The following is a 23713-nucleotide window of genomic DNA, read 5'->3' as shown; positions in this document are numbered from 1 at the left end:
GGCGGGCAGGGGCGACGGCTGGCCGGCGGAGAAGGCCGTGTAGAGGGCGGCGACTTCCCGCACCAGCACCCCCAGCGACCAACCGTCGGAGACGATGTGGTGCAGGGTGACGACGAGGACGTGCTCGTCGCCAGACAGCTTGAAGAGAAGCGTGCGGAGGAGAGGGCCGGTGCGCAAGTCGAAGGGCCTGCGCATCTCCGCCTCCACACGGGCCCGTGTCTCGGACTCGCGGTGGGCTTCGGGTACGTCCGAGAGATCCACGAGGCCCAGCGGCAGGGGGCTGTCCGCGTGGATGCGCTGGACGGGCTCTCCTTCTACCTGGGCGAAGGTGGTGCGCAGGGCGTCGTGGCGGTGCACGACTTCCTGCAGGGCGCGCTCCAGCACGTCGGGACGCAGGGCACCTTCCAGTCGGACGGCGACGGGCACGTTGTAGAGGGCGCTGCCCGGCTCCAGTTGGTCAATGAGCCACAGCCGCTGCTGCGCGAAGGAGAGCGGCAGCGGGCCGTCATGCGCGACGCGGGTGAGGGCCGGAGCGCTGGCGCGGGTGAGGCCCGTCAGGCGGTGGGCGAGCGCCTCCACGGTGGGGGACTCGAAGAGGGCGCGCAGAGGCAACTCCACGCCGAACTCTGAGCGCACGCGTGAAACCACCTGCGTGGCCAGCAACGAGTGGCCGCCCAGTTCGAAGAAGGAGTCCTTCACGCCCACCTTGGGCAGACGCAGCACCTCCGCCCAGATGGACGCCAGCTTCGCCTCGGCTTCCGTGCGAGGTGCTTCGTAGGTGCTGCCGGACTGCGGCGCCTCCGGCTCCGGGAGTGCCTTGCGGTCCACCTTACCGTTGGCGTTGAGAGGCAAGGCGTCCAGCACCACGAAGGTGGAGGGCACCATGTACTCAGGAAGCCCCTGGCGCAGATGCGCCTTGAGGGCTTCCACTTCCAGCGAGGCATTTGCCTTGGGCGTGACGTACGCAACCAGCCGCTTGTCCGCGGCCTCACCCTTGGCGACGACAACGGCGTCCTTGAGTCCTGGCGCACGGCGCAGGCCTGCTTCAATTTCGCCCAGTTCGATGCGGAAGCCGCGCACCTTCACCTGGAAGTCGATGCGGCCGAGGTACTCCAGCCGTCCGTCCAGGCGGTACCGCACGCGGTCGCCCGTGCGGTACATGCGGCCACCCGGAGGTCCGTAGGGTTCCGGGAGGAAGCGCTCCGCGGTGAGTTCCGGACGCAGGAGGTATCCGCGAGCCTGGCCTTCACCCGCGAGGTACAGCTCGCCTGCGACGCCTACGGGCACCGGCTGCAACGAAGCATCCAGCACATAGGCGCGCGTCGCGGGCAGGGGCCTGCCGATAAGCGGCACCTCGTCACGGCCAACGAGAGAGGCAGTGGAGTAGGTGGTGTCCTCGGAGGGCCCGTAGAGGTTGTAGAGCTTCTGCACCGTGGGGACGGCGTAGACCTGCTTCGCCAACGTCTCCGGCAGGGCTTCACCCGCGAGGTTGATGACGCGCACGCCCGGCGGCACCGCGTTCAAGCGCAGCAGCTGCGCCATGGCGGAAGGCACCGTGTTGACGAGGGTGACGTGGGAAGCAGTAGGCAGCTCCGCCAGGTGCAGGGCGTTACGCGCCACCACCACCGCGCCGCCACTTGAGAGCGGAGCGAAGAGCTCGAAGACGGAGAGGTCAAAGTTGAGGCTCGTCGCGGCGAGCGTGCCCTTCAACTCCTCCGGGGAGAACGTTGCCAGCGCCCAGTGGAGGAAGGCCACGGCATTGCCATGGGAGATGGCGACGCCCTTGGGACGGCCGGTGCTGCCGGACGTGTAGATGAGGTAGGCGAGATGGCCCGGGTGGATGTCCACGGCAGGCGCCGTGGTGGGCTGCTTCGCCAGCTCCGCATCCGAGTCGAGGCACACCGGCGTTGCGGACGTTTCAGGCAGGGCCTTCAAGAGATGCGAATGCGCCACGAGGGCGGGACCCTGCGCGTCCTCCAGCAGCCAGCCCAGACGCTCACGCGGGTAGCTGGGATCCAGCGGCACGTACGCGCCGCCAGCCTTGAGGATGCCCAAGGCGCCGATGACGAGGTCCTCGGTACGCTCAACGCACAGTCCGACGCGGACTTCGGGGCCTACGCCCAAACCGCGCAGGCGATGAGCCAGTTGGTTGGCCTTGGCCTCTACCTCACGGTACGTCAGCTGCCGCTCGGGCGTGATGATGGCCACGGCATCCGGCGTGCGGCGCACCTGGGCCTCCACCATCGCGGGGATGCTCGGCTCGCGAATCGCCAGGGCTGCTACCTGATTCCAGTCGACAAGGAGCTGCTGTCGCGCGGAGCCGGTCAGCAGGGGCAAGTCACCCAGCTTCGTGTCCGGCGTCTTGGCGATGGCCTCCAGCAACACGCCGAAGTGCCCGGCCATGCGCTGGATGGTCTCCGCGTCGAAGAGGTCCGTCGCGTACTCCAGCGTGCCGACGAAGCCATCCTTTCCCTCACGCAGACCCAGCGAGAGGTCGAACTTGGCGAAGTGTGCTTCCAGCGGGAGTGCCTGGAACGACAAGCCGGGCAGACGCAGCGCCTCGGTGGGCGTGTTCTGCAGGACGAACAGGGCCTGGAAGAGCGGACTGCGGCTCAGGTCGCGCGTGGGCTGCACGGCTTCGACGAGCTTCTCGAAGGGCAGGTGCTGGTGCTCGTACGCCGCGAGCGTCGTGCCTCGCACCTGCGCCAGCAGCTCACGGAACGTCGCGCGCGGGTTCAGCTGGGCGCGCAGGACCAGGGTGTTGATGAAGAAGCCGATGAGGCCTTCGGTCTCCGCCTGGGTACGGCCCGCGATGGGCGAACCCACACTGATGTCATCCTGCGCGGAGTAGCGCGACAAGAGCACCTGGAATGCCGCCAGCAGCGTCATGAAGGGCGTGGCGCCTTCACGCTGCGCCAGGGACTTGAGAGCCTCCGCGATGGGCGTGGGAATCCGCATGTCCACCGTGCCACCCCGGTGGGACTGCACGGGCGGACGCGGACGGTCCGTGGGCAGCTCCAACGCGGCCGGAGCCCCTGCGAGCTGCTGCTTCCAGTAACCCAGCTGCGCGTCGAGCACCTCACCCTGGAGCCAATTTCGCTGCCAGGCCGCGAAGTCCGCGTACTGCACGGGCAGCGGCGTGAGGACGGGCGTGCTGCCCGTGGTGAAGGCCTCGTAGAGGGCCACCATTTCACGGACGAGGATGCCCATGGACCAGCCGTCGGAGACGATGTGATGCATCGTCACCAGCAGCAGGTGTGAGTCCTCGGCCAGGCGAACCAGCATGCTGCGCAGCAGTGGGCCCGCGTCGAGGCTGAAGGGACGACGGGCCTCCGCATCGGCCAGCCGCCGGGACTCCTCTTGCCGTTGTGGATCAGGCAGGGCGGAGAGATCCACGACAGGCAGCGTCCAGTTCACCGGAACATGGATGCGCTGCGTGGGCCGGCCCTGGTGCTCGTGGAAGGTGGTGCGCAGGGCTTCGTGGCGGGTGACAAGCGCCTCGAAGGCGCGACGCAGGGACTCCACGTCCACGTGTCCCGAAAGCTGGAGCGCGGTGGGGAGGTTGTAGGACGCGTCCCCCGGCTGGAGCTGATCCAACAGCCACAGCCGCTGCTGTGCGAAGGATACGGGCTCCGAATCGCCGCGGGTCGCGGAACCACGAAGGGGAATCGACGGTGCGGTGAGTCCCTCGGAGTCGATGCGCCGGGCGAGGGCCTCCACGGTGGGCGCTTCGAACAGCGCGCGAAGGGGCAGCTCCCTGCGGAAGGTGGCTCGCACCCGCGAGACAAGCTGGGTGGCCAGGAGCGAATGACCCCCGAGGGCGAAGAAGTCATCGTGGATGCCCACGTGCTCCACGCGCAGCACCTGCGTGAAGAGGGCCGCCAGCTGCTCTTCGGTGACGGTCCGGGGGGCGACGAAGGCAGAAGCCCGAGACGTGTCCACGGGATCCGGCAGGGCCTTGCGGTCGACCTTGCCGTTGGCGTTGAGGGGCAGCGTGTCGAGGATGACGAGCGCGGAGGGCACCATGTACTCGGGCAGCCGCTGCTTGAGGCTGGCCTTGAGCGCATCGGTGTCCAGGGCGTGGCCTTCACGTGCGGTGACGTAGCCGATGAGGCGCTTGTCCGCGTCCGCGCCCCGGGCCACGACGACGGCCTCGTTGACGCCGGCGGCGGAGCGCAGCGCGGCTTCGATTTCACCCAGCTCGATGCGGAAGCCGCGCACCTTCACCTGGAAGTCGACGCGGCCCAGGAAGTCGAGCGTGCCATCGGGCAGCCAGCGGGCCTTGTCACCCGTGCGGTAGAGGCGCTCTCCCGGAGTGGTGGCAAAGGGATGAGGGACGAAGCGCTCCGCGGTCAGCTCGGGGCGGTGCAGGTAGCCCCAAGCCAGACCGCTGCCTCCCACGTACACCTCGCCCGCGACGCCCACGGGCACCGGGTGCAGGTGCGCATCGAACACGTAGGCCGTGGCGTTCTGGATGGGACGGCCGATGGACACGGGGCCCTCCACGCGCGTGTCGCGGTGCAACGGCAGCGTCGTGGAGAAGGTGGTGTTCTCCGTCGGGCCGTAGGCATGCACCAGCGTCGCGCCTTCAGGGAGGCGCGCGAGGTGATCGCGCATGCGGGGCCAGGGCATCACGTCTCCGCCCGTGACGACCTGGCGCAGTTCCGCCAGGACTTCACCCTGGTGCAGGACCATCTGCTCGAAGAGGGCGGTCGTCAGCCACAGCGTCGTCACGCCGTGGCGACGCACCTGCTCCGCCAGTTCCTCCAGTGACAAGGCGTGGGGCGGAGCAAGGACGAGCTTCGCGCCGTGCAGCAGCGCGCCCCAGATTTCGAGCGTGGACGCATCGAAGGCAACAGGCGCGATCTGCAGCCACACCTCGTCAGGCCCGAAGCGCATGAGGGTGCTGCCCAGGACCAGGCGCGTGATGCCCCGGTGGGGCACGCAGACGCCCTTGGGGCGCCCCGTGGAGCCCGACGTGAACATGACGTAGGCCAGGGCTTCGCCGTCCACGCGGACATCGGGGGCGTGCGTGGGCAGCGCGGCAATGACGTCCTGCTGTTCATCCAGCCAGACGCGGGTGCCGGAAGCGGGCAGCTTCGAGGCGAAGGGCTGATGCGTGAGCACCACGCCGACGTCGGCGTCCTCCAGGAGCATCGCGATGCGCTCCATGGGCGCATTGCGGTCCACCGGGACGAAGGCCGCGCCTGCCTTGAGGATGGCGAGCAGCGCCGTCACCATCTCGAAGGAGCGCTCGACGGCGAGGCCGACTCGCGCGCCAGGGACGATTCCGAGGGCTCGCAGGTGGTGGGCGAGCTGGTTGGCTCGGGCCTCGAGCTGTCCGTAGGTCAGCGTCGCGTTCCCCAGCACCAGGGCCACGGCGTGCGGCGTGCGCTGGGCCTGCTGGGAGAAGTGGACATGGGCGGGGACGTCCATGGGGCTCGCCACGCGGGTGTCGTTCCACTCCACGAGGATGCGCTGACGCTCGTCGCTGGAGAGGAGGGACAGTTCGGCCACGGGCAGCTCGGGCTTCGCGGCGACGGCCTCCAACAGCGTGCGCAGGTGGTTGCCCATGCGCTCCACGGTGCTCCGCTCGAAGAGGGCAGTGCTGTACTCAAGCCCGCCGACGAAACCCTGCGGAGAGTCCTGCAACGTCAGGGTGAGGTCGAACTTGGCGGAGTGCCCTTCGGCCACGACCTGCCGGAAGGTGAGGCCCGGGACGCGCAGCGCTTCGCCGGGAGCATTCTGCAGGACGAACATCACCTGGAAGAGGGGGCTGCGGCTGGTGTCCCGAACGGGCTGGAGGACCTCCACCAGCTTCTCGAAAGGCACGTGCTGGTGTTCGTACGCCGCGAGCGTCGTGCCGCGCACTTGCGCGAGCAACTGGCGGAAGGAGTTCTCGGGCGTCACGCGTGAGCGCAGGACGAGCGTGTTGACGAAGAAGCCGATGAGGCCTTCGGCTTCCGCCTGGGTGCGGCCCGCGATGGGCGAGCCCACGCTGACGTCGTCCTGGCCTGCGTAGCGGGACAGGAGCACCTGCCAGGCCGCGAGCAGCACCATGAAGGGCGTGGCGCCCTCGCGCTGGGCCAGCGCCTTGAGCGCGTCGGACGTCGCCTGGGGAATCTTCACGGAGTGGGTCGCACCCGCGTGGGACTGGATGGCCGGACGCGGATGGTCCGTGGGCAGTTCCATCGTGGCCGGAGCCCCCGCGAGCTTTTCCTTCCAGTAGCCCAGTTGCGCGTCGAGCGTCTCACCCTGGAGCCAGTCGCGCTGCCATGCCGCGAAGTCCGTGTACTGCACGGCGAGTGGGGCAAGCGCGGGCGTCTGGCCCGTGCTGAAGGCTTCGTAGAAGGCCACCAGCTCGCGGACGAGGACGCCCATGGACCAGCCGTCGGAGACGATGTGGTGCATCGTCACCAGCAGCAGGTGCTCTTCGGCCGCCAGCCGCACAAGCTCCGTGCGCAGCAACGGACCCCGCTGCAGGTCGAACGGCTGACGTGCATCCGCTTCCACTTGCCGCTGGGCTTCGGCTTCGCGCTGCGCTTCGGGCAACGAGGACAAGTCCGTGAGCGGCAGCGTCCACGAGTCCGGCGTGTGGATGTGCTGGGTGGCCTGGCCCTGGTGCTCGCGGAAGGTGGTGCGCAGGGAGTCATGGCGCTGAACGAGCGCTTCGAACGCGCGGCGCAGGGCTTCCACGTCCACCTGACCGGTGAGCCGGAGCGCCGTAGGGATGTTGTACGACGCGTCGCCCGGGGTGAGCTGGTCGAGGAACCAGAGACGCTGTTGGGCGAAGGACAGGGGCTGGGGGCCCTCCGCATGGGTCCGTGTGAGCGGAGGGAGGCGGACGCTCGGCGTCTGGGATTGGAGGCGCTCTGCGAGGGCGGCGACCGTGGGGGCTTCGAAGAGCGCCCGGAGCGGCAGCTCCACGCGGAAGGTGGAGCGGATGCGTGAGACGAGCTGGGTGGCCAGCAGCGAGTGGCCCCCGAGGGCGAAGAAGTCGTCGTGGATGCCCACGCGCTCCACGCGCAGCACCTGCATGAAGAGGGCTGCGAGCTGCTCCTCGGCGGGAGTGCCCGGCGCGACGTAGGTGGAGGCGAGCGCGGTGCCCTGGGGCGCGGGCAGGGCCTTGCGGTCCACCTTGCCGTTGGTGTTGAGCGGCAGGGCCTCCAGCACCATGAGCGCGGAGGGCACCATGTACTCGGGCAGGTGCTGCTTGAGGAAGGTCCGCAGCTCCGTGACGTCGAGAGACTGGCCTTCTTCCGGCACGAGGTACGCGACGAGCCGCTTGTCGCCGGGCACGTCCTCGCGCGCCAGCACCACGGCTTGATGCACGGCGGGATGTCCCAGCAAGCGGGACTCGATTTCACCCAGTTCGATGCGGAAGCCACGCACCTTCACCTGGAAGTCAGCGCGGCCCAGGTAGTCGAGCATCCCGTCCGCACGCCAGCGCACCACGTCGCCGGTGCGGTAGAGGCGCGCACCGGGTGTGGAGGAGAAGCCATCCGGGATGAAGCGGTCCGCCGTCAGCTCCGGCCGGTTGAGGTAGCCGCGGGCAACGCCTTCGCCACCGATGAAGAGTTCACCCGCGACGCCCACGGGCACCGGGCGCAGCGTGCTGGCCAGCACGTAGACGCGCACGTTGGGCAGGGGCCTGCCGATGGTGGGCGTGGGGGAGGCGTCGAAGGCGCAAGCGGTGGCGTCGACGGTGCACTCGGTGGGGCCGTAGACGTTGAAGACGCGCGGGCGCGGGGCTTGCGCCAGGTGACGCCAGGTGGCGGGGTCCACGGCCTCACCGCCCACGAGGACGCGGTTGGGGATGGCCTGACGCTGCAACAGGCCTTCATCCACCAAGAGGCGCAGGTGCGCGGGAGAGCAGTCGAGGACGTCGAGCGCGTCCTTCTCGATGCGGTTGACGAGCTCGCCCACGTCGGCGCGGGCCTCGTCGGGGACGATGCAGAGGGTGTGGCCGTCGAGCACCTGGATGAGCTGCTTGACGGAGGCGTCGAAGGACAGCGGCGCGTTGACGCTGACGCGCTCTCCGGGCGGGGCACCCGCGTGCACGGTGGCCGCGAGTGCGACGCGCAGGTTCAGCACGGAGCGGTGTTGAATCATCACGCCCTTGGGGCGGCCGGTGCTGCCAGAGGTGTAGATGATGTAGGCCAGATGCTCCGGCGTGACTGACGTCGCCGGAGCCTCCCGCGCCTCACGGGAAAGCTCAGCGGCGTCGGAGTCCAGGCAGAGGTCGTGGGCGGAGTGCGGCGGCAGTGTGTCGCGCAGACGCTCCTGGGTGAGCACCACCGGCGCACCGGTGTCCTGGAGGACGTGAGCAAGCCACTCACGCGGGTAGCTGGGGTCGATGGGCACGTAGGCACCACCGGCCTTCATCGTGCCGAGGATGCCAACGAGGGCCTCCACGGAGCGCTCCACGCAGAGCACCACGCGCACGTCGGGACCCACGCCCAGCTTCACCAGCCGGTGGGCAAGCTGATTGGCGCGCGTGTCCAACTCGCGGAAGGTGAGCTGCTCATCACGGCAGATGACGGCCGGGGCGTCCGGGGTGAGACGGGCCTGGGCGCTGAAGGCGTCGTGGAGGCAGAGGTCGCGGGGGAACTCCGCACGGGGGCCGTTCCACTCGACGAGGAGCTGCTGAAGCTCCGGAGCAGTAAGCAGGGGCAGGCTCGCGAGCGTCGAGTCCGGCTGGGCGGCGATGGCCTCCAGCAGCACACCCAGGTTCCCCACCATGCGCTGCATGGTCGAGGCATCGAAGAGGTCGCTGCTGTACTCCAGGACTCCCATGAAACCCTGAGGGGAGTCCTGCAGCGTCAGCGTCAGGTCGAACTTCGCCGAGTTCGCTTCGAGCGGAAGCTGCTCGAATGACAGGCCCGGCACGCGCAGGGCTTCCATGGGCGTGTTCTGCAGGGAGAACATCGCCTGGAAGAGCGCGCTGCGGCTCAGGTCGCGCACGGGCTGGAGGGCTTCCACCAGCTTCTCGAACGGGACGTGCTGGTGCTCGAAGGCCGCGAGCGTCGTGCCGCGCACCTGCGAGAGCAGTTGCCGGAAGGTCGCTTCCTGCCGGACGTGGGTACGCAGCACCAGCGTATTGATGAAGAAGCCGATGAGGCCTTCAGTCTCCGCCTGCGTGCGGCCCGCGATGGGCGTGCCCACGCTGATGTCGTCCTGCGTGGAGTAGCGCGACAGGAGCACCTGCCAGGCCGCGAGCAGCAACATGAAAGGCGTGGCACCTTCACGCTGGGCCAGGGCCTTGAGTGCTTCGGACACGGGCAGGTCCAGCCGCACGGGGATCGACGCCCCTCGATGCGACTGCACGGGCGGACGCGGGCGATCCGTGGGCAGATCCAGCGCGGCGGGTGCGCCCGCGAGCTTCTCCTTCCAATAGGCGAGCTGGGTCTCCAGCGTTTCGCCCTGAAGCCATTCCTGCTGCCACACCGCGAAGTCCGCGTACTGCACGGGCAGCGGCGCGAGGGCGGGCGGTTGATCCGCGTGGAACGCCGCATACAGCGCGGTGACCTCACGAACGAGGACGCCCATGGACCAGCCGTCGGAGACGATGTGGTGCATCGTCACCAGCAGCAGGTGCTCGGCGTCACTCAGTCGCACCAGGGATGTGCGCAGCAGCGGACCTGCTTCCAGGTCGAAGGGACGACGGGCCTCCGCGGTCGCCAGACGCCGCGCCTCTTCGTCGCGTTGGGCCTCGGGCAGTGAGGAGACGTCGAGCAGCGGCAGCGTCCACGCGGTGGGCGCGTGGATGCGCTGCGCGGGCTGGCCCTGGTGCTGGACGAGGGTGGTGCGAAGCGTCTCGTGCCGGGCGACGAGTGCCTCGAAGGCGCGGCGAAGGGACTCGACGTCCACCTGGCCTTTCAGCCTGAGGGCGGCGGGGATGTTGTACGCGGCGCTGCCCGGCTGGAGTTGATCCAGCAGCCACAGCCGCTGCTGGGCGAAGGACAGGGGCGGCGGGCCTTCGTGGCTGACGCGAACAAGCGGAGGAAGGCGCGGGCCGGAGGTGGCGGTGCGCAGACGCTCGGCGAGGGCTGCGACGGTGGGGGCTTCGAAGAGCGCGCGCAGGGGCAGCTCCGCGCCGAAGACAGCGCGGACGCGGGAGACGAGCTGGGTGGCCAACAGCGAGTGGCCCCCGAGGGAGAAGAAGTCGTCGTGGATGCCCACCCGCGCCACGCGCAGGACGTGAGCGAAGACGTCCGCGAGCTTCTCCTCGGTGGGGTTGCGAGGGGCGACGAAGTCCGCGAGGGGCGAAGCGTCGGGGACGGGCAGGGCCTTCCGGTCCACCTTGCCGTTGGCGTTGAGGGGGAGGGCCTCCAGGACGAGGAAGGCGGAAGGCACCATGTACTCGGGCAGCCGCTCCTTGAGGAACGCGCGCAGGGCCGTGGTGTCCAGGGACTCGCCGGCCACCGCGACGAGGTATGCAACGAGCCGTTTGTCGCCGGGCACGTCCTCGCGAGCGAGGACGACGGCTTCATGCACGGAGGCATGGGCAAGGAGCGAGGCCTCGATTTCGCCCAGCTCGATGCGGAAGCCGCGCACCTTCACCTGGAAGTCGAGCCGCTGGAGGTAGTCCAGCTGGCCGTCGGCGCGCCAGCGCACGACGTCGCCCGTGCGGTAGAGGCGGGCACCTGGAGTGGTGGAGAAGGGGTGGGGGATGAAGCGCTCGGCACTCAGGGCCGGCTGGCCGAGGTAGCCCCAGGCGAGGCCTTCACTGGCGAGGAAGAGTTCCCCGGAGACGCCAATGGGCACCGGCTGAAGGTGGGCGTCGAGGACGTAGGTGCGGGTGTTGGCGATGGGGCGGCCAATGGGGGGCCGCGTGCCGTCGTCGCGTGCGGAGGCCGCGACGGGAGTGAAGGTGGCGACGACGGTGCTCTCGGTGGGCCCGTAGTGGTTGAAGAGGGTTGCGGGCACGGAAGGCGGCGGACCGTGGTGCAGGGCGTCTCCCCCCGTCAGCAGGGCACGCAGGGCCATGGGGCGAGGCCACTCCTCGCGCAACACGGCCTCGGCCAGCGGCGTCGGCATGAAGCAGGTGGTGATGGCTTCGCGGGCCATCCACCGCAGCAGCTGGGAGGGCTCCGCACGCACGGCGTCCGGCGGAACGACGAGGCTGGCGCCGGAAGCAAGCGACGGCCACACCTCCCAGGTGGAAGCGTCGAAGGCGACGCCCGCGGTGAGGGCGGTGGAGTCCTGGGGCGTCAGCGAGTAGGTGCGCTGGTGCCAGGAGACGAGGTTCATCAACGCGCGGTGGTGGACGGCAACGCCCTTGGGACGGCCGGTGCTGCCGGAGGTGTAGATGACGTAGGCCAAGTCCTCCGGGCCCACGGGGGACACCGGCAGCGGCTGCCGCGTTACCTCCGCCTCTGCTTCCAGCGAGAGGACGCGCGTGGAGAGAGCCGGAAGCGAGTCACGCAGGTGCTGCTGGGTGAGGAGGACGGACGCACGGCTGTCCTCCAGCATGAAGGCGAGGCGCTCAGCCGGGACACCCGGTGCGATGGGGACGTAGGCCGCACCCCCCTTGAGGACGGCCAGCAGGCCCGCCACCAACTCAGGAGAGCGCTCTGCGAGGACGGCGACGCGGTCGCCTCGGGAGACACCCGCCGCATGCAGTTGGGCGGCAAGCGCGTGGGCCCAGGCGTCGAGGCCTGAGTACGAAACGCTCCGCTCTCCCATGCGCATGGCAACGGCGTCCGGAGCACGTCGGGCCTGCTCGGCGACGACGAGGTGGATGCAGGTGTCGCGGGGGAAGGCTACGTCCGTCTCATTCCACTCGAGGAGAAGCTGCTGCCGCTCCGCGACGCTCAACATCTCCAGGGCGGAGATGCGTGCATCCGGCTGGGCGGTGAGGGAGGCGAGGAGGACACCGAAGTGCCCCATGAGACGCTGGACGGTGGAGGCGTCGAAGAGGTCGGTGCTGTACTCGAGGAAGCCGGTGAGGCCCTGGGGTACCTCGAAGAGGGTGAGGGCCAAATCAAAGCGGGAGGAGTTGCCCTCCAGGGGGATGGGCTGGAAGGCCATGCCTGGCACGCGCAGTGCCTCGGCGGGGGCGTTCTGCAGGACGAGCATCACCTGGAAGAGGGGGCTGCGGCTCAAGTCGCGCGAGGGCTGGAGGACTTCCACCAGCTTCTCGAAGGGCACGTGCTGGTGCTCATAGGCCGCGAGCGTGGTGGCCTTCACCTGGGAGAGCAGCTGACGGAACGTCTCCTCCGGGCGCACGTGGGCCCGTAGCACCAACGTGTTGACGAAGAAGCCGATAAGGCTTTCGGCTTCAGCGTGGGTGCGGCCGGCGATGGGAGAGCCGACGCTGATGTCGTCCTGACCGGAGTAGCGCGAGAGGAGCAGCTGGAAGGCGGAGAGCAGCAGCATGAAGGGCGTAGCGCCTTCACGCTGGGCGAGGCTTCGCAGCGAGTCCGTCAGCTCCGAGGGGAAGTGCACGGGCACCGTTGCGCCGCGCCGGGACTGCACGGGCGGGCGCGGCCGGTCCGTGGGCAGCTCCAGCGCGGAAGGCGCACCGGCGAGCTGCCGCTTCCAGTAACCCAGCTGTGCGTCCAGCGTCTCGCCCTGCAACCACTGGCGCTGCCAGAGCGCGAAGTCCGCGTACTGCACCGGCAACGATGCCAGTGCGGGCTCCCGGCCCGCGGAGAAGGCGGCGTAGCTCGTGGCCAGCTCCTTCACGAGAACGCCCATGGACCAGCCGTCGGAGACGATGTGGTGCATCGTCATCAGGAGGACGTGCGTCTCCTCGGCCAGGCGAAGAAGCGTCGTGCGCAGCAGCGGGCCGTGGACGAGATGGAAGGGCTGCCGGGCTTCACGGGTGGCAAGCCGCAACGTTTCCGCTTCGCGCGCGAATTCGTCCAGTCCGGACAGGTCTTCGACCGGAAGCGACCACCCGGCCGGAGCATGGATGCGCTGGAAGGGCTGGCCCTCTTCTTCGAAGAAGGTGGTGCGCAGCGCCTCATGACGCGCCACGAGTGCCTCGAAAGCGCGGCGCAGGGCCTCCACGTCCAGACGTCCCAGGAGGCGCAGCGCGACGGGGAGGTTGTAGGAGGCGTCGTCCGGCGCCAGTTGGTCCAGGAACCAGAGGCGCTGCTGGGCGAAGGAGAGCGGCTGGGGGCCTTCGGTGCGCGTACGCGTCAGCGGCGGCAGGCGCTTGCCGGTAGAGGCCCGCTGCAACCTCTCAGCGAGTGCCCCGATGGTGGGCGCCTCGAAGAGGGCGCGGAGGGGCAGCTCCACGTTGAGCGCACCGCGCAAGCGGGCCACCAACTGGGTGGCGAGGAGCGAGTGACCGCCCAACTCGAAGAAGTTGTCCGTGCGGCCCACGGTGGGGATGCGCAGCAGTTCGCTCCACAGGGCCGCGAGCTGCTCCTCCAGCGGCGTTGCCGGGGCTTCGTAGGCATGCGAGGCCCGAAGCAGGCCCGCATCAGGAACGGGCAGAGCCTTGCGGTCCACCTTGCCGTTGGACGTCAGCGGCAGCGTCTCCAGTGCCACGAAGGCCGCAGGCACCATGTACTCAGGCAGGTGCTGCTTGAGGTGGGCGCGGAGAGCGGTGACGTCAAGCGCTTCGCCCACGACGTAGGCGACCAGGCGCTTGTCCCCTGGGGAGTCCTCGCGGGCGAGGACGACGGCATCCTTCACGGCGGGGGCGGCGCGCAGGGCGTTTTCGACTTCGCCCAGCTCGATGCGGAAGCCACGCACCTTCACCTGGGCGTCGATACGGCCGACGAAGTCCAGCTGTCCGTCCGCGCGCCAGCGCACCACGTCACCCGTACGGTAGAGGCGAGCCCCTTCCTCACCGGAGAAGGCATCCGGGATGAAGCGCTCAGCAGTGAGGCCCGGCCGTCCCGCGTATCCACGCGCGACGCCCACGCCCCCGATGTGCAGCTCGCCGCGCACGCCCACTGGAACTGGCTGACCGTGCGGGTCCAATACGTAGACGCGCACGTTCGCCAGCGGCTTGCCGATGGACGGCACGCTCCCGTCCGGGACCACCTCGCCGAAGGTGGCGATGACGGTGGCCTCGGTGGGACCGTAGGTGTTGAGCAGGCGCCGCCCCGGCGCCCAACGCGCGACGACATCCGCGGGCAGGGCCTCACCGCCGGAAATGACGGTGCGCACCTTGGGCAGCCCCTCGGAGGACGTGGCCGCGAGTGCCGCGGGGGTGAGGCTGATGACACTCAATTCCTGCTCACGCAGCAGCACGGGCAGGGGGGCGCCCGGCATCAGCTTCTCCAGCGGCGCGAGCACCAGCGCCGCGCCGTTGCAGAGCGTCGTGAAGATTTCCTCCACGGACAGGTCGAAGCTGAGGCTCGCGAACTGCAGCACGCGGCTGCCGGGGCCGATGCCGTACGCCACCGCCTCGTGGGTGACGAGGTTGGCGACGCTGCGGTGCTCCACCGCCGTGCCCTTGGGCGTGCCCGTGCTGCCCGAGGTGTAGAGCAGGTACGCCATGTTCGCGGGCGTCACGCCCGTCACGGGCGCATCCGTCGGTTCGTTCGCCAGCGACTCCCGCTCGGTGTCCAGGCAGAGGGCGCGGGCATGCAGCGCCTCCGGGAAGCGGTCCACCAGCGGCTGCTGGGTGACGAGCACCTGCGCTGCGCTGTCCTCCAGCATGAAGGCCAGGCGCTCACGCGGCAGGAGCGGATCCACCGGCACCCAGGCGCCACCGGCCTTCAGGATGCCGAGGAGCCCGATGACGACATCGAGAGAGCGCTCGACACTGAGTGCGACGCGGACCTCCGGTCCGACACCGCGACGGCGGAGGGCATGGGCGAGCTGATTGGCGCGCGCATCCAGCTGCGCATACGTCAACTGCGCCCCCTCGAACACGGCAGCCAGTGCCTCCGGAGCACGGTGCACCTGTGCCTCGAAGAGCGAATGCACGCACGCCTCGGGGAATGGCGCTCGGGTGGCGTTCCACTCCACCAGCACCTGCTGGCGCTCCTCCCCCGCGAGCAACTGCAGCGACGACACGCGGTGGTCCGGATGCGCGACGAAGCCCTCCACGAGCAGCCGCAGGTGCCGCATCATCCGCGTGACGGTGGACCTGTCGAACAGGTCGGTGTCGTATTCCAGCTCTCCCGTGAAGCCCTTCTCGGTCCGCGCCAGCGAGAGCGTGAGGTCGAACTTCGCGGACGCACCGGTGCGCTCCTCGACCTGCACCTTCACGCCGCCGAGCGACAGGTCCACCTCCGGGATGTTCTGCATGAGGAACAGCACGTTGAACAACGGCGACGCGCGCAGGTCGCGCATCGGCTGGAGCTGTTCGAAGGGAACGTACTGGTTCGCCAGCACCCCCAGCGTGGTGGTGCGCACGCGGCCCAGCAGCTCCCGCACGGTGGGCTCGCCGCCCATCCGGGTGCGCAGCACCAGCGTGTTGATGAAGAACCCGAGCAGCCCCTCCAGCTCCGCGTCGTTGCGGCCCGCCACGGAGGAGCCGATGCTCACGTCGTCCTGCCCGGAGTAGCGGCCAATCAACACCTGGAGCGCGGCGAGCAGGAACATGAAGGGCGTGATGCCCTCCCGCACGCAAAGCGCCTCCACGGCCTTCGACAGCTCCAGGGGGAACGCGATGAACAGCAGGGCTCCGGGGTGTGCTTCACGGGCCCCCCGGGGGCGGTCCGTGGGCAGCTCCAGCACGGATGGCATCCCATCAATCTGCTGGCGCCACCACGCGAGCTGCCGCTCCATCTCCGCGCCCGACAGCCACTGGCGCTGCCACACCGCGAAGTCCGCGTACTGGAAGGGCAGCGCCGGCAGTGCGGGCTTCGTCCCCGCGGCGAAGGCCCGGTAGGCCTCCGACAGCTCGCGCATCAGGATGCTCATGGACCAGCCGTCGAAGACGGCGTGGTGGAGGGTCAGCAGCACCAGGTGCTCCTGCACATCCAGCACCAGCACCGACACGCGCAGCAGCGGCCCCACCTCCAGGTTGAACGGGTGGCGCACCTCCACGTCCGTGCGGCGCTTCACTTCCGCGTCGCGCTGCTCCGGAGACAGGGCGCGCAGGTCCACCACCGGCAGCATCAGCGGCTCGGGCGGCGCGATGACCTGCACCGGCACGTCCATGTCAGGCCGGAAGGTGGTGCGCAGCGATTCGTGCCGGTGCACCACGCACTCCAGCGCGCGGCGCAGGGCCTCCAGGTCCAACGGCCCCGTCAGCCGCAGCGAGAACGGCATGTTGTAGGCCGCCGAGCCTGGATCGAACTGCTCCAGCACCCAGATGCGCTGCTGCGCCAGGGACGTGGGCAGCTTCTGCGTGCGCGGCACCGGCACCACCGGGGGCGGACCGGCGAAGCGTGGGTCCCTCGCCGAGGCCGCGATGCGCGCCGCCAGCTCCGCCACGGTGGGGGACTCGAACAACGCCTGCAGCGGCAGGTCCACCTGGTACGCCGTGCGCAACCGCGACGTCAGCCGCGTGGCGAGCAGCGAGTGGCCTCCCAATTCGAAGAAGCTGTCGGTGGCGCCCACCCGCTGCACGTGCAGGAGCGACGCGTAGAGCTCCGCGACCTGGGCCTCCATCGGCGTGCGGGGCGCGACGAACTCACGCACCGCTTCCGTGGAGAGGTCCGGCGCGGGCAGGGCCTTGCGGTCCACCTTCCCGTTGGGCGTCAGCGGCATCGCGTCCAGGACGACGAGCGCGGACGGCACCATGTACTCAGGCAGCCGCTCCTTCATGAGCGCGCGCAGGGCCTGGGACTCCAGCGTCTGGCCGGGGCGCGCCACCACGTAGCCCACCAGCCGCGCGTCGGCCGCGCTGCCGCGCACCACCACGGCGGCATCGCGCACGCCCGGGGCCTGGCTCAGCACCGCTTCGATTTCTCCCAGCTCGATGCGGTAGCCGCGCAGCTTCACCTGGTTGTCGGCGCGGTTGAGGTACTCCAGCACGCCGTCCGCGGCCCACCGCACGCGGTCGCCCGTGCGGTACACGCGCATGCCCGGCACTCCGCCGTGTGCATCCGGGATGAAGCGCTCCGCAGTGAGGTCCGGCCGGTGGAGGTAGCCCCGGGTGACGCCCTCGCCGCCGATGAACAGCTCGCCGGGCACGCCGCGCGGCACCGGGTTCATCCCGCTGTCCAGCACGTACACCTGCGTGCCGGAGATGGGCCGCCCGATGGGCACGCTGCCCGTGCCCGATGCCACCGCGTGCGCGGTGGACCACACCGTCGTCTCCGTGGGGCCGTACACGTTCCACAGCACGCCGCAGCGCTGGAGCAGCGACTCGGCCAGCTCGCGCGGCAGGGCCTCGCCACCGGTGAGCGCCGTCAGCCCCGGGCCCCGCCAGTCCGTCTCCAGCAACAGCCGCCAGGTGCTGGGCGTGGCCTGGAGCACCGTCGCCCCTCGCTGCTGGAGCAGGCCCGCCAGCCGTGAGCCGTCCACGGCGATGTCCCGCGAGGCGATGACGACCTGCCCGCCCACCGACAGCGGCAGGAACAGCTCCAGCACCGCGATGTCGAACGACAGCGTGGTGACGGCCACCAGCACGTCCTTCGAGGACATTCCCGTCGTCCCGCGCAGCGCCGCCAGGAAGCGCGCCACCGCGCCGTGCGGCACCTGCACGCCCTTGGGACGGCCCGTGCTGCCGGAGGTGAAGAGCACGTACGCCACGGCCTCCGGGGGCACCGCGTCGCGCAGCGGCGAGCCGTCCTCCGCCGCGATGGCCTCCGCGTCCCCGTCCAGCAGCACCACGCGCGCCGAATGCGGCGGCAGGATGGAGGCCAGCGAGCGCTGCGACACCAGCACCGGCATCCCGCTGCTCTCCACCATGTACGCCAGGCGGTCCGTGGGGAACGCGGGGTCCAACGGCACGTAGGTGCCGCCGGCCTTCAGCACGGCGAGCACCGCCACCAGCATGTCGTGCGAGCGCTCCACGCACAGGCCCACCCGCACCTCGGTCCCCACGCCCAGCCGGCGCAGGTGGCGCGCCAGCCGCGACGCCCGCGCCTCCAGCTGCGCGTACGTGAGGGACTGGTCGCCAAAGCGGACGGCGACCGCGTCCGGCGTGAGGTCCACCCGCGCTTCGAAGGCGCCGTGCTGCGACGTCCACGGCAGCGGGGCGGGGCGGGGCGGCTGCCAGGTGTTCAGCACCTCGTGGCGCTCGGCGTTGGTGAGCAGCGGCAGCCGGGAGATGGACTCGTGCGGACGGCGGACCGCGCCCTCCAGCAGCACGCGCAGGTGCTCCGCCATGCGCGCCATCGTGGGCGCGGTGAAGAGGTCGGTGTCGTACTCGAGGAATCCCTGGAGGCCTGCTTCCGTCTCCAGCACCTGGAGCATCAGGTCGAACTTCGACGTGAGCGTGTCCAGCTCCATCGCCTCCAGCTTCACGCCCTCCACGGACGCCGCGCCGCCCAGGGAGGCCTGGAGCGTGAGCATCACCTGGAAGAACGGCGTGCGCCCCTGGGTGCGCTCCGGACGCAGCTCCTCCACCAGCCGGTTGAAGGGGAGCTCCTGGTGCTCATGGGCCGCGAGCACCGTCTCGCGCACCTGGTGCAGCAGCGACCGGAAGGACGCGGAGGGCTCGACCTGCGTGCGCAGCACCAGGGTGTTGACGAACAGGCCGATGAGGCCCTGCACCTCGCCGCGCGTGCGGCCCGCCACCGGCGAGCCCACCGTCACGTCCTCCTGCCCCGCGTAGCGCGACAGCAGCACCTGCCAGCCCGTCAGCAGCACCATGAACAGCGAGGCGCCTTCCTGCCGCGCCAGGGCCTTGAGCGCGTCCGTCAGCTCACGTGACAGCAGGAGCTGGTGGCGGGCGCCCCGGCCACTGCGGGCCGCGGGGCGGGGCAGGTCCGTGGGCAGCTCCAGCGCGGAGGGCACTCCGGCCAGCTGCTGCTTCCAGTAATCGAGTTGCTTCTGAAGCCGGGGGCCCTGCAGCCATTCGCGCTGCCAGACGCCAAAGTCCGCGTACTGCACGCCCAAGGGCGGCAGGGGTGCCGTCTGGCCCCGCGCGAGCGCGCCGTAGAGCAGCGCGACTTCGCGCACCAGCAGCGTCATGGACCAACCGTCGGAGACGATGTGGTGCACCACCACGACGAGCAGGTGCTCCGCCGGGCCGGACGCCAGCAGCAGCGCCCGCAGCAGGGGCCCCGTCGCGAGGTCGAAGGGCCGGGCCGCTGCTTCGCGCGCCATCCGCCAGGCTTCCTCCCGCGGCGAGCCCGTGAGGTCGTGGTGCTCCAGCGTGAGCATCGGCTCGGCCGACACCACCTGCACGGGGTGCCCGGAGACATCCACGCGGAAGGTGGTGCGAAGCACCTCGTGGCGGCGCACCACTTCGTGCAGCGCGCGCTCCAGCACGGCCACGTCCAGCGCACCCTCCAGGCGCACCGCCATGGGCACGTTGTAGAGGGGACTTCCGGGCTCCAGCTGATCAATGAACCACAGGCGCTGCTGGGCGAAGGACAGGGGCAGCGGGCGCGAGCGGTCCCGCACCGGGATGAGGCCTTGTACAGAGTTGCCGGCGACGGCCTTCTGCGCGGCCATCTTCTTGAGCAGCTCGGCGCGCTTCTCTGGTGAGAGGTTGGCGATCCGCTTCGACAGCTCGTTGCTCATCTCATGTACTCCGCGCTCGGGGACGCCTTCGCGTGCGCCACCCGGGTGAGGTGGCCTTCGCGAGAAATCAGGTCTGCGGGTGATTCCGGATTGCCGCCTGCGCTGCTTTCCCGGGAGAAGCACGAGGGTGGGTCAAATCCGCACTGGCCACAGTATGGCGTGGGCGAGCGAGCTGTCATGGGGGCGGCCTGACGGAAGCCCGAACGAATTCAAGTATTTGCGGGAAGAGTCGGGCTCCCTGGACTCACCACCGGAAGGACTCCCGGCGTCCTCCCGAGGGGAGCCAGCTCGCGGGGTCGTCCACCCGCCTGGAGGGGGAACAGGATCCGGGGCAGATGGCCGGTTGGTGCGAGCACCGTCGGCTCCGCCCAGATTCTGGACAGCGAGGACCCCACTCCCATGGCCCCTTCCACGCCTGCCCTGTCACGCCCGCTGCTTCCCGGCAGCCGGGCCCCTTCATTCCAGCTCGCGGCCACGCCCGACACATCGGTTTCCCTGGCGGACTGCGCGGGCTCCCCGGTCGTGCTCGTCTTCTACCCCGCGGACTTCAGCCCGGTGTGCAGTGATGAGCTGGCCCTCTTCAACGAGCTGCTCCCCGAAATGCAGCGGCTTGGCGCGCGGGTGTTCGGCGTGTCGGTGGACAGCGTGTGGTCGCACCTCGCGTTCGCGAAGGAGCGCAAGCTGCGCTTCCCGCTGCTCGCGGACTTCCACCCCAAGGGGGAGATGTCACGGTGCTACCAGGCGTGGCGCGAATCGGAGGGCGTCTCCGAGCGTGCGCTCTACGTGCTGACGGGTGACGGTGTCATCGCCTGGTCGCACATGTCGCCGCCGTCGGTGAACCCCGGCGCGGACGGCGTGCTGGACGCGCTGGAGCACCTGTCCGCGCAGGCGGCGTCGCGGGAGGTGAGGCCATGAGCCGGCTGCGCACCCCGCCGGGCCCGGATGAGCGCTTCCAGGGCCCCCGCGACGCGCCCGTCATCCTGGTGGAGTACGGCGACTACCAGTGCCCCTACTGCGGCCAGGCGTACTGGGAGGTGAAGCAGCTGCAGCAGCGCATGGGGCCGCGGATGGGGTTCGTGTTCCGCGACTTCCCGCTGACGCAGGCACACCCTCAAGCCCTCCAGGCCGCGGAGGCCGCCCACGCCGCGGACGCGCAAGGCCACTTCTGGCGGATGCACGACCTGCTCTTCGAGAACCAGGACAGGCTTGAGCGCTCCGGGCTGCTGGCCCTCGCGGAGGCGCTGACGCTGGACCTGGACCGCTTCCGCGCGGACCTGGATTCACACCGGTTCGAGGAGCGTGTACGCCGGGACTTCATGGACGGCGTGCGCAGCGGCGTAAACGGGACGCCGACCTTCTTCGCCAACGGCCACCGGCACGACGGCCCCTTCGATGCCAGAACCCTGCTGGAGGCGCTGACGGGAGGCCTGGGCGCCTCCCGCTGAAAGGGCGTGTCCCGCTTCAGCCCGCCTTCGCGAGCGCCAGCGGCGAAGCCAGGACGGCGGGCGTGGGCACGGTGTAGCCCGCGACGAAGAGGGTCTCCGCGATCGCCTCGCCGACGTTGGCCTGCGTGTCGTTGTACTCGGTGGGCTTGCAGAAGATGCACACCGCCAGGACGGGGCCCTGGAGCGTGAACTCCGCGATCTCCACCTGGGGCACGGGCTTCGCCTGGACGCCCGTCACGCTGGACATGCGCTCCAACAAGGCATGCTGGAGCACGCGCACGTCCACGCCGTGCATCAGCGGCACCTTCACCGTCAGCTTGCGGTGCGGGTGGTGGCTGAAGTTGACGATGTTGTCGCTGAACATCTGGTTGTTGCCCACGGAGATCCGCACGTGGTCCGACGTGTCGAGCGTGGTGACGAACAGGCCGATCTCCTGGACGATGCCCACGACGCCACCCGCTTCAATCTCCTCGCCCACGCGGAAGGGGCGCAGCACCAGCAGGAAGACGCCCGCGGCGAAGTTGGCGAGCAGTCCGGACCACGCCGCGCCGATGGCGATACCCGCGGCGGCGATCAACGCGGCGAAGGACGTCGTCTCCACGCCCATCAACCCCAGGATGCCGACGATGAGCATCAGGGTGAGCGTGCCGGTGAAGAGCGAGCCGACGTAGCGGATGAGCGTGGCGTCCAGCTGCCGCCGCTGCAGGCCCATGTCCAGCACCTTGCGGAAGCCGCCGATGATCACCCGCCCGATGAACCAGATGAACAGCGCGCCAATGACCTTGAGCAGCAGCGGAAGCGCTTCGGACAGGGCAAGTGACTTCAACTGAACGACAATCTCATCCATGGTGCGAACTCCCTTGACCCGGACCGGGTCAGCACCGTGCCCTTTTGCACGGGACAGGCCAATGGATGCAAGCCGACCTGCGGCGAATCCACAGCTGTCCGGGAGGGCATTCCTGACCCGTCAGTCCAGGCCCTGACGCGTTTGGAGGCGGGGCTGACGCGTCAGGGCCCGCGATGCCGGGATGCTTGCGTGGAGGGGGCCGTGGGGGAGACGGTGCGCCGCATGCGTCTCTTCCCGCTCCCCTTCCTGATGTTGCTGAGCGCGTGCACCGCCTCCCGCGTCGCGCTGCCCGCGCCCACGGGCGACGAGGTGACGGTCTTCATCCATGGCTACCGGGGGTCGTTCCTCGCGACCGCGGACGCGGAGCACGAGCGGGCCTGGGTGTCCGTGGGCGACCTGCTGACGCGCGGGGAGCGTTCGCTGGCGCTGCCCTTTCCCGGACAGCGGGCGACGCCGAACTACGGGGCGCTGGAGGTGGACGGGCCGATGACGCGCTTCACGGTGCTGCCGTGGGTGGCGCGCTACGACATCTACAAGGGCTTCCTGGAGTTCGCTCGCGAGCGCCTGCCTGGCTTCATGGTCTTCGACTACGACTGGCGTCAGGACAATCGCGTGACGGCGAAGCGGCTGTGCGCGCTGCTGGATTCGCTCGCGGAGGCGCGGGGCGGCAAGGTGAAGGTGAACCTGGTGGCGCACAGCATGGGCGGGCTCGTCACGCTGCACTGCCTGCGCTACGGCACCGGCGACGACACGGGCGAGCCCACGTGGGCGGGCGCGCGGCACGTGAAGCGCGTGGTGTTCCTGGGCACGCCGTTCCGGGGAGCGCCGGGCATGTTCGACGACTTCACCCTGGGCACGCCGGTGGGGCGCAACCGGGCGCTCCTGTCCCCGGAGGCGCTCTTCACGTTCGCGTCCGCGTTCCAGCTGTTGCCCGCGGAGAGTGACTTCTTCGTGGACGCGAGCGGCCAGCCGGTGGCGTTCGACGCGTACCGGCCGGACGCGTGGGTCGACGGCGGATGGGGCGTGTTCCAGGATGCGGCCGTGCGCGGGCTGCCGGCGTATCGCCAGTGGCTGGAGCGCATGCTGGCGGCGCGGTCGGAGCTGGCGCGGGCGCTCTCCGAGCGCGAGGGGCCGCCGCCGCCCTTCCGCACGCTGGCGGTGGTGGGCGTGGGGCATCCGTTGATCAAGTCCTTCCGGGTCATCGGCGGGAAGCCCACGTTCGAGGATCCGGTGCTCGCGGACGGCGACGGCTCGGTGCTGACGGCGCGGGCGCTGCCTCCGCCGCCGATCCATGTGGACCGGCTGGAGACGCAGGCGGACCACGTCGCGATGATGGGCGACGAGGAGGTCCAGGAGGCCGTCGCGCGCTTCGTCACCGGCGACTGACTCCGGGCAAAGGGCTCAGTCGCCCTGGATGGCGGCCTGCCAGTCGCCGTCCACGGAGATGCCGACGCGCATGCCGATGTAGCTCTTCTCCTTGCGCATGTCGGTGATCATCGAGTCCGGGTAGATGCCCTTGAGCAGGGCGAAGTCCGCCTCGGTGGCGCCCTCGCGGAAGGCGGTGGGCCACCAGTACAGATTGCCCTCCTGGTAGAAGGGGAGGTTGAGGACCTGGACCAGCCGCGCCAGCACGGGTTGCGGGCTGTCCTTCCACTCCTCCTGGATGCGCCAGGTGGTGGCCATGTCCTGGTCGGGGTCATAGGAGAAGCGGACGCTCGGGCCCTTCTCATCCCCCAGCTTCTGGAGGCCCGCGTAGTCGCACGCCACGGCGGCCTTGATGATGCGCTCGCGCATGGACGCGACGGCCGGGGGCAGGGGCTTCGCGGTGGGCTTGGGGACGGGGCTCAGCAGGCTCGCCGAGCAC

At 69.9% G+C, this 23713-nt stretch carries 6 protein-coding genes; 3 read left to right on the top strand and 3 right to left on the bottom strand.

Features of this window, described 5'->3' with window-relative positions; all coding sequences use genetic code 11:
* Positions 1-19557, bottom strand: a 19557-nt coding sequence (locus D7W81_RS24715; RefSeq protein WP_120557851.1) for a non-ribosomal peptide synthase/polyketide synthase, incomplete at its 3' end; no start/stop codon positions are given.
* A gap of 399 nt (positions 19558-19956) precedes the next feature.
* On the opposite strand from D7W81_RS24715, the gene D7W81_RS24710 reads away from it, so the two are divergent.
* On the top strand, positions 19957-20472 hold the full coding sequence (locus D7W81_RS24710) for a redoxin domain-containing protein (RefSeq protein WP_120557850.1): 516 nt from the start codon (positions 19957-19959) through the stop codon (positions 20470-20472).
* A complete protein-coding gene (locus D7W81_RS24705) occupies positions 20469-21002 on the top strand; it encodes a DsbA family protein (RefSeq protein WP_120557849.1) in 534 nt (177 codons plus the stop codon). Before D7W81_RS24710 ends, D7W81_RS24705 begins: the two co-directional genes overlap by 4 nt.
* 16 nt (positions 21003-21018) lie before the next feature.
* On the opposite strand, the gene D7W81_RS24700 is transcribed toward D7W81_RS24705, so the two are convergent.
* Entirely contained in the window at positions 21019-21849 is an 831-nt protein-coding gene (locus D7W81_RS24700; protein WP_120557848.1) for a mechanosensitive ion channel family protein, read from the bottom strand.
* Between the two features lie 222 nt (positions 21850-22071).
* Between D7W81_RS24700 and D7W81_RS24695 the strand changes: the two genes are divergently transcribed.
* Positions 22072-23235 (top strand): lipase family alpha/beta hydrolase, encoded by a 1164-nt coding sequence (locus D7W81_RS24695; RefSeq protein ID WP_120557853.1) that lies wholly within the window; start codon positions 22072-22074, stop codon positions 23233-23235.
* Positions 23236-23250: 15 nt separating this feature from the next.
* Here D7W81_RS24695 and D7W81_RS24690 read toward each other — a convergent pair.
* Positions 23251-23713: hypothetical protein (locus D7W81_RS24690; protein ID WP_244227399.1), on the bottom strand; the 463-nt coding region annotated here is incomplete at its 5' end.

It is taken from the genome of Corallococcus aberystwythensis, assembly GCF_003612165.1.
GTDB classification, from domain to species: Bacteria; Myxococcota; Myxococcia; order Myxococcales; family Myxococcaceae; genus Corallococcus; species Corallococcus aberystwythensis.
Note: the sequence above shows the minus strand (reverse complement) of the source record. Positions and strands in the feature narration are given on the sequence as shown.

What these genes read in the sequence shown, in the direction of transcription:
- D7W81_RS24710 (WP_120557850.1), top strand. Translation starts at nt 19,957, where the DNA reads ATGGCCCCTTCCACGCCTGCCCTGTCACGCCCGCTGCTTCCCGGCAGC.
- D7W81_RS24705 (WP_120557849.1), top strand. Translation starts at nt 20,469, where the DNA reads ATGAGCCGGCTGCGCACCCCGCCGGGCCCGGATGAGCGCTTCCAGGGC.
- D7W81_RS24700 (WP_120557848.1), bottom strand. Translation starts at nt 21,849, where the DNA reads ATGGATGAGATTGTCGTTCAGTTGAAGTCACTTGCCCTGTCCGAAGCG.
- D7W81_RS24695 (WP_120557853.1), top strand. Translation starts at nt 22,072, where the DNA reads ATGCGTCTCTTCCCGCTCCCCTTCCTGATGTTGCTGAGCGCGTGCACC.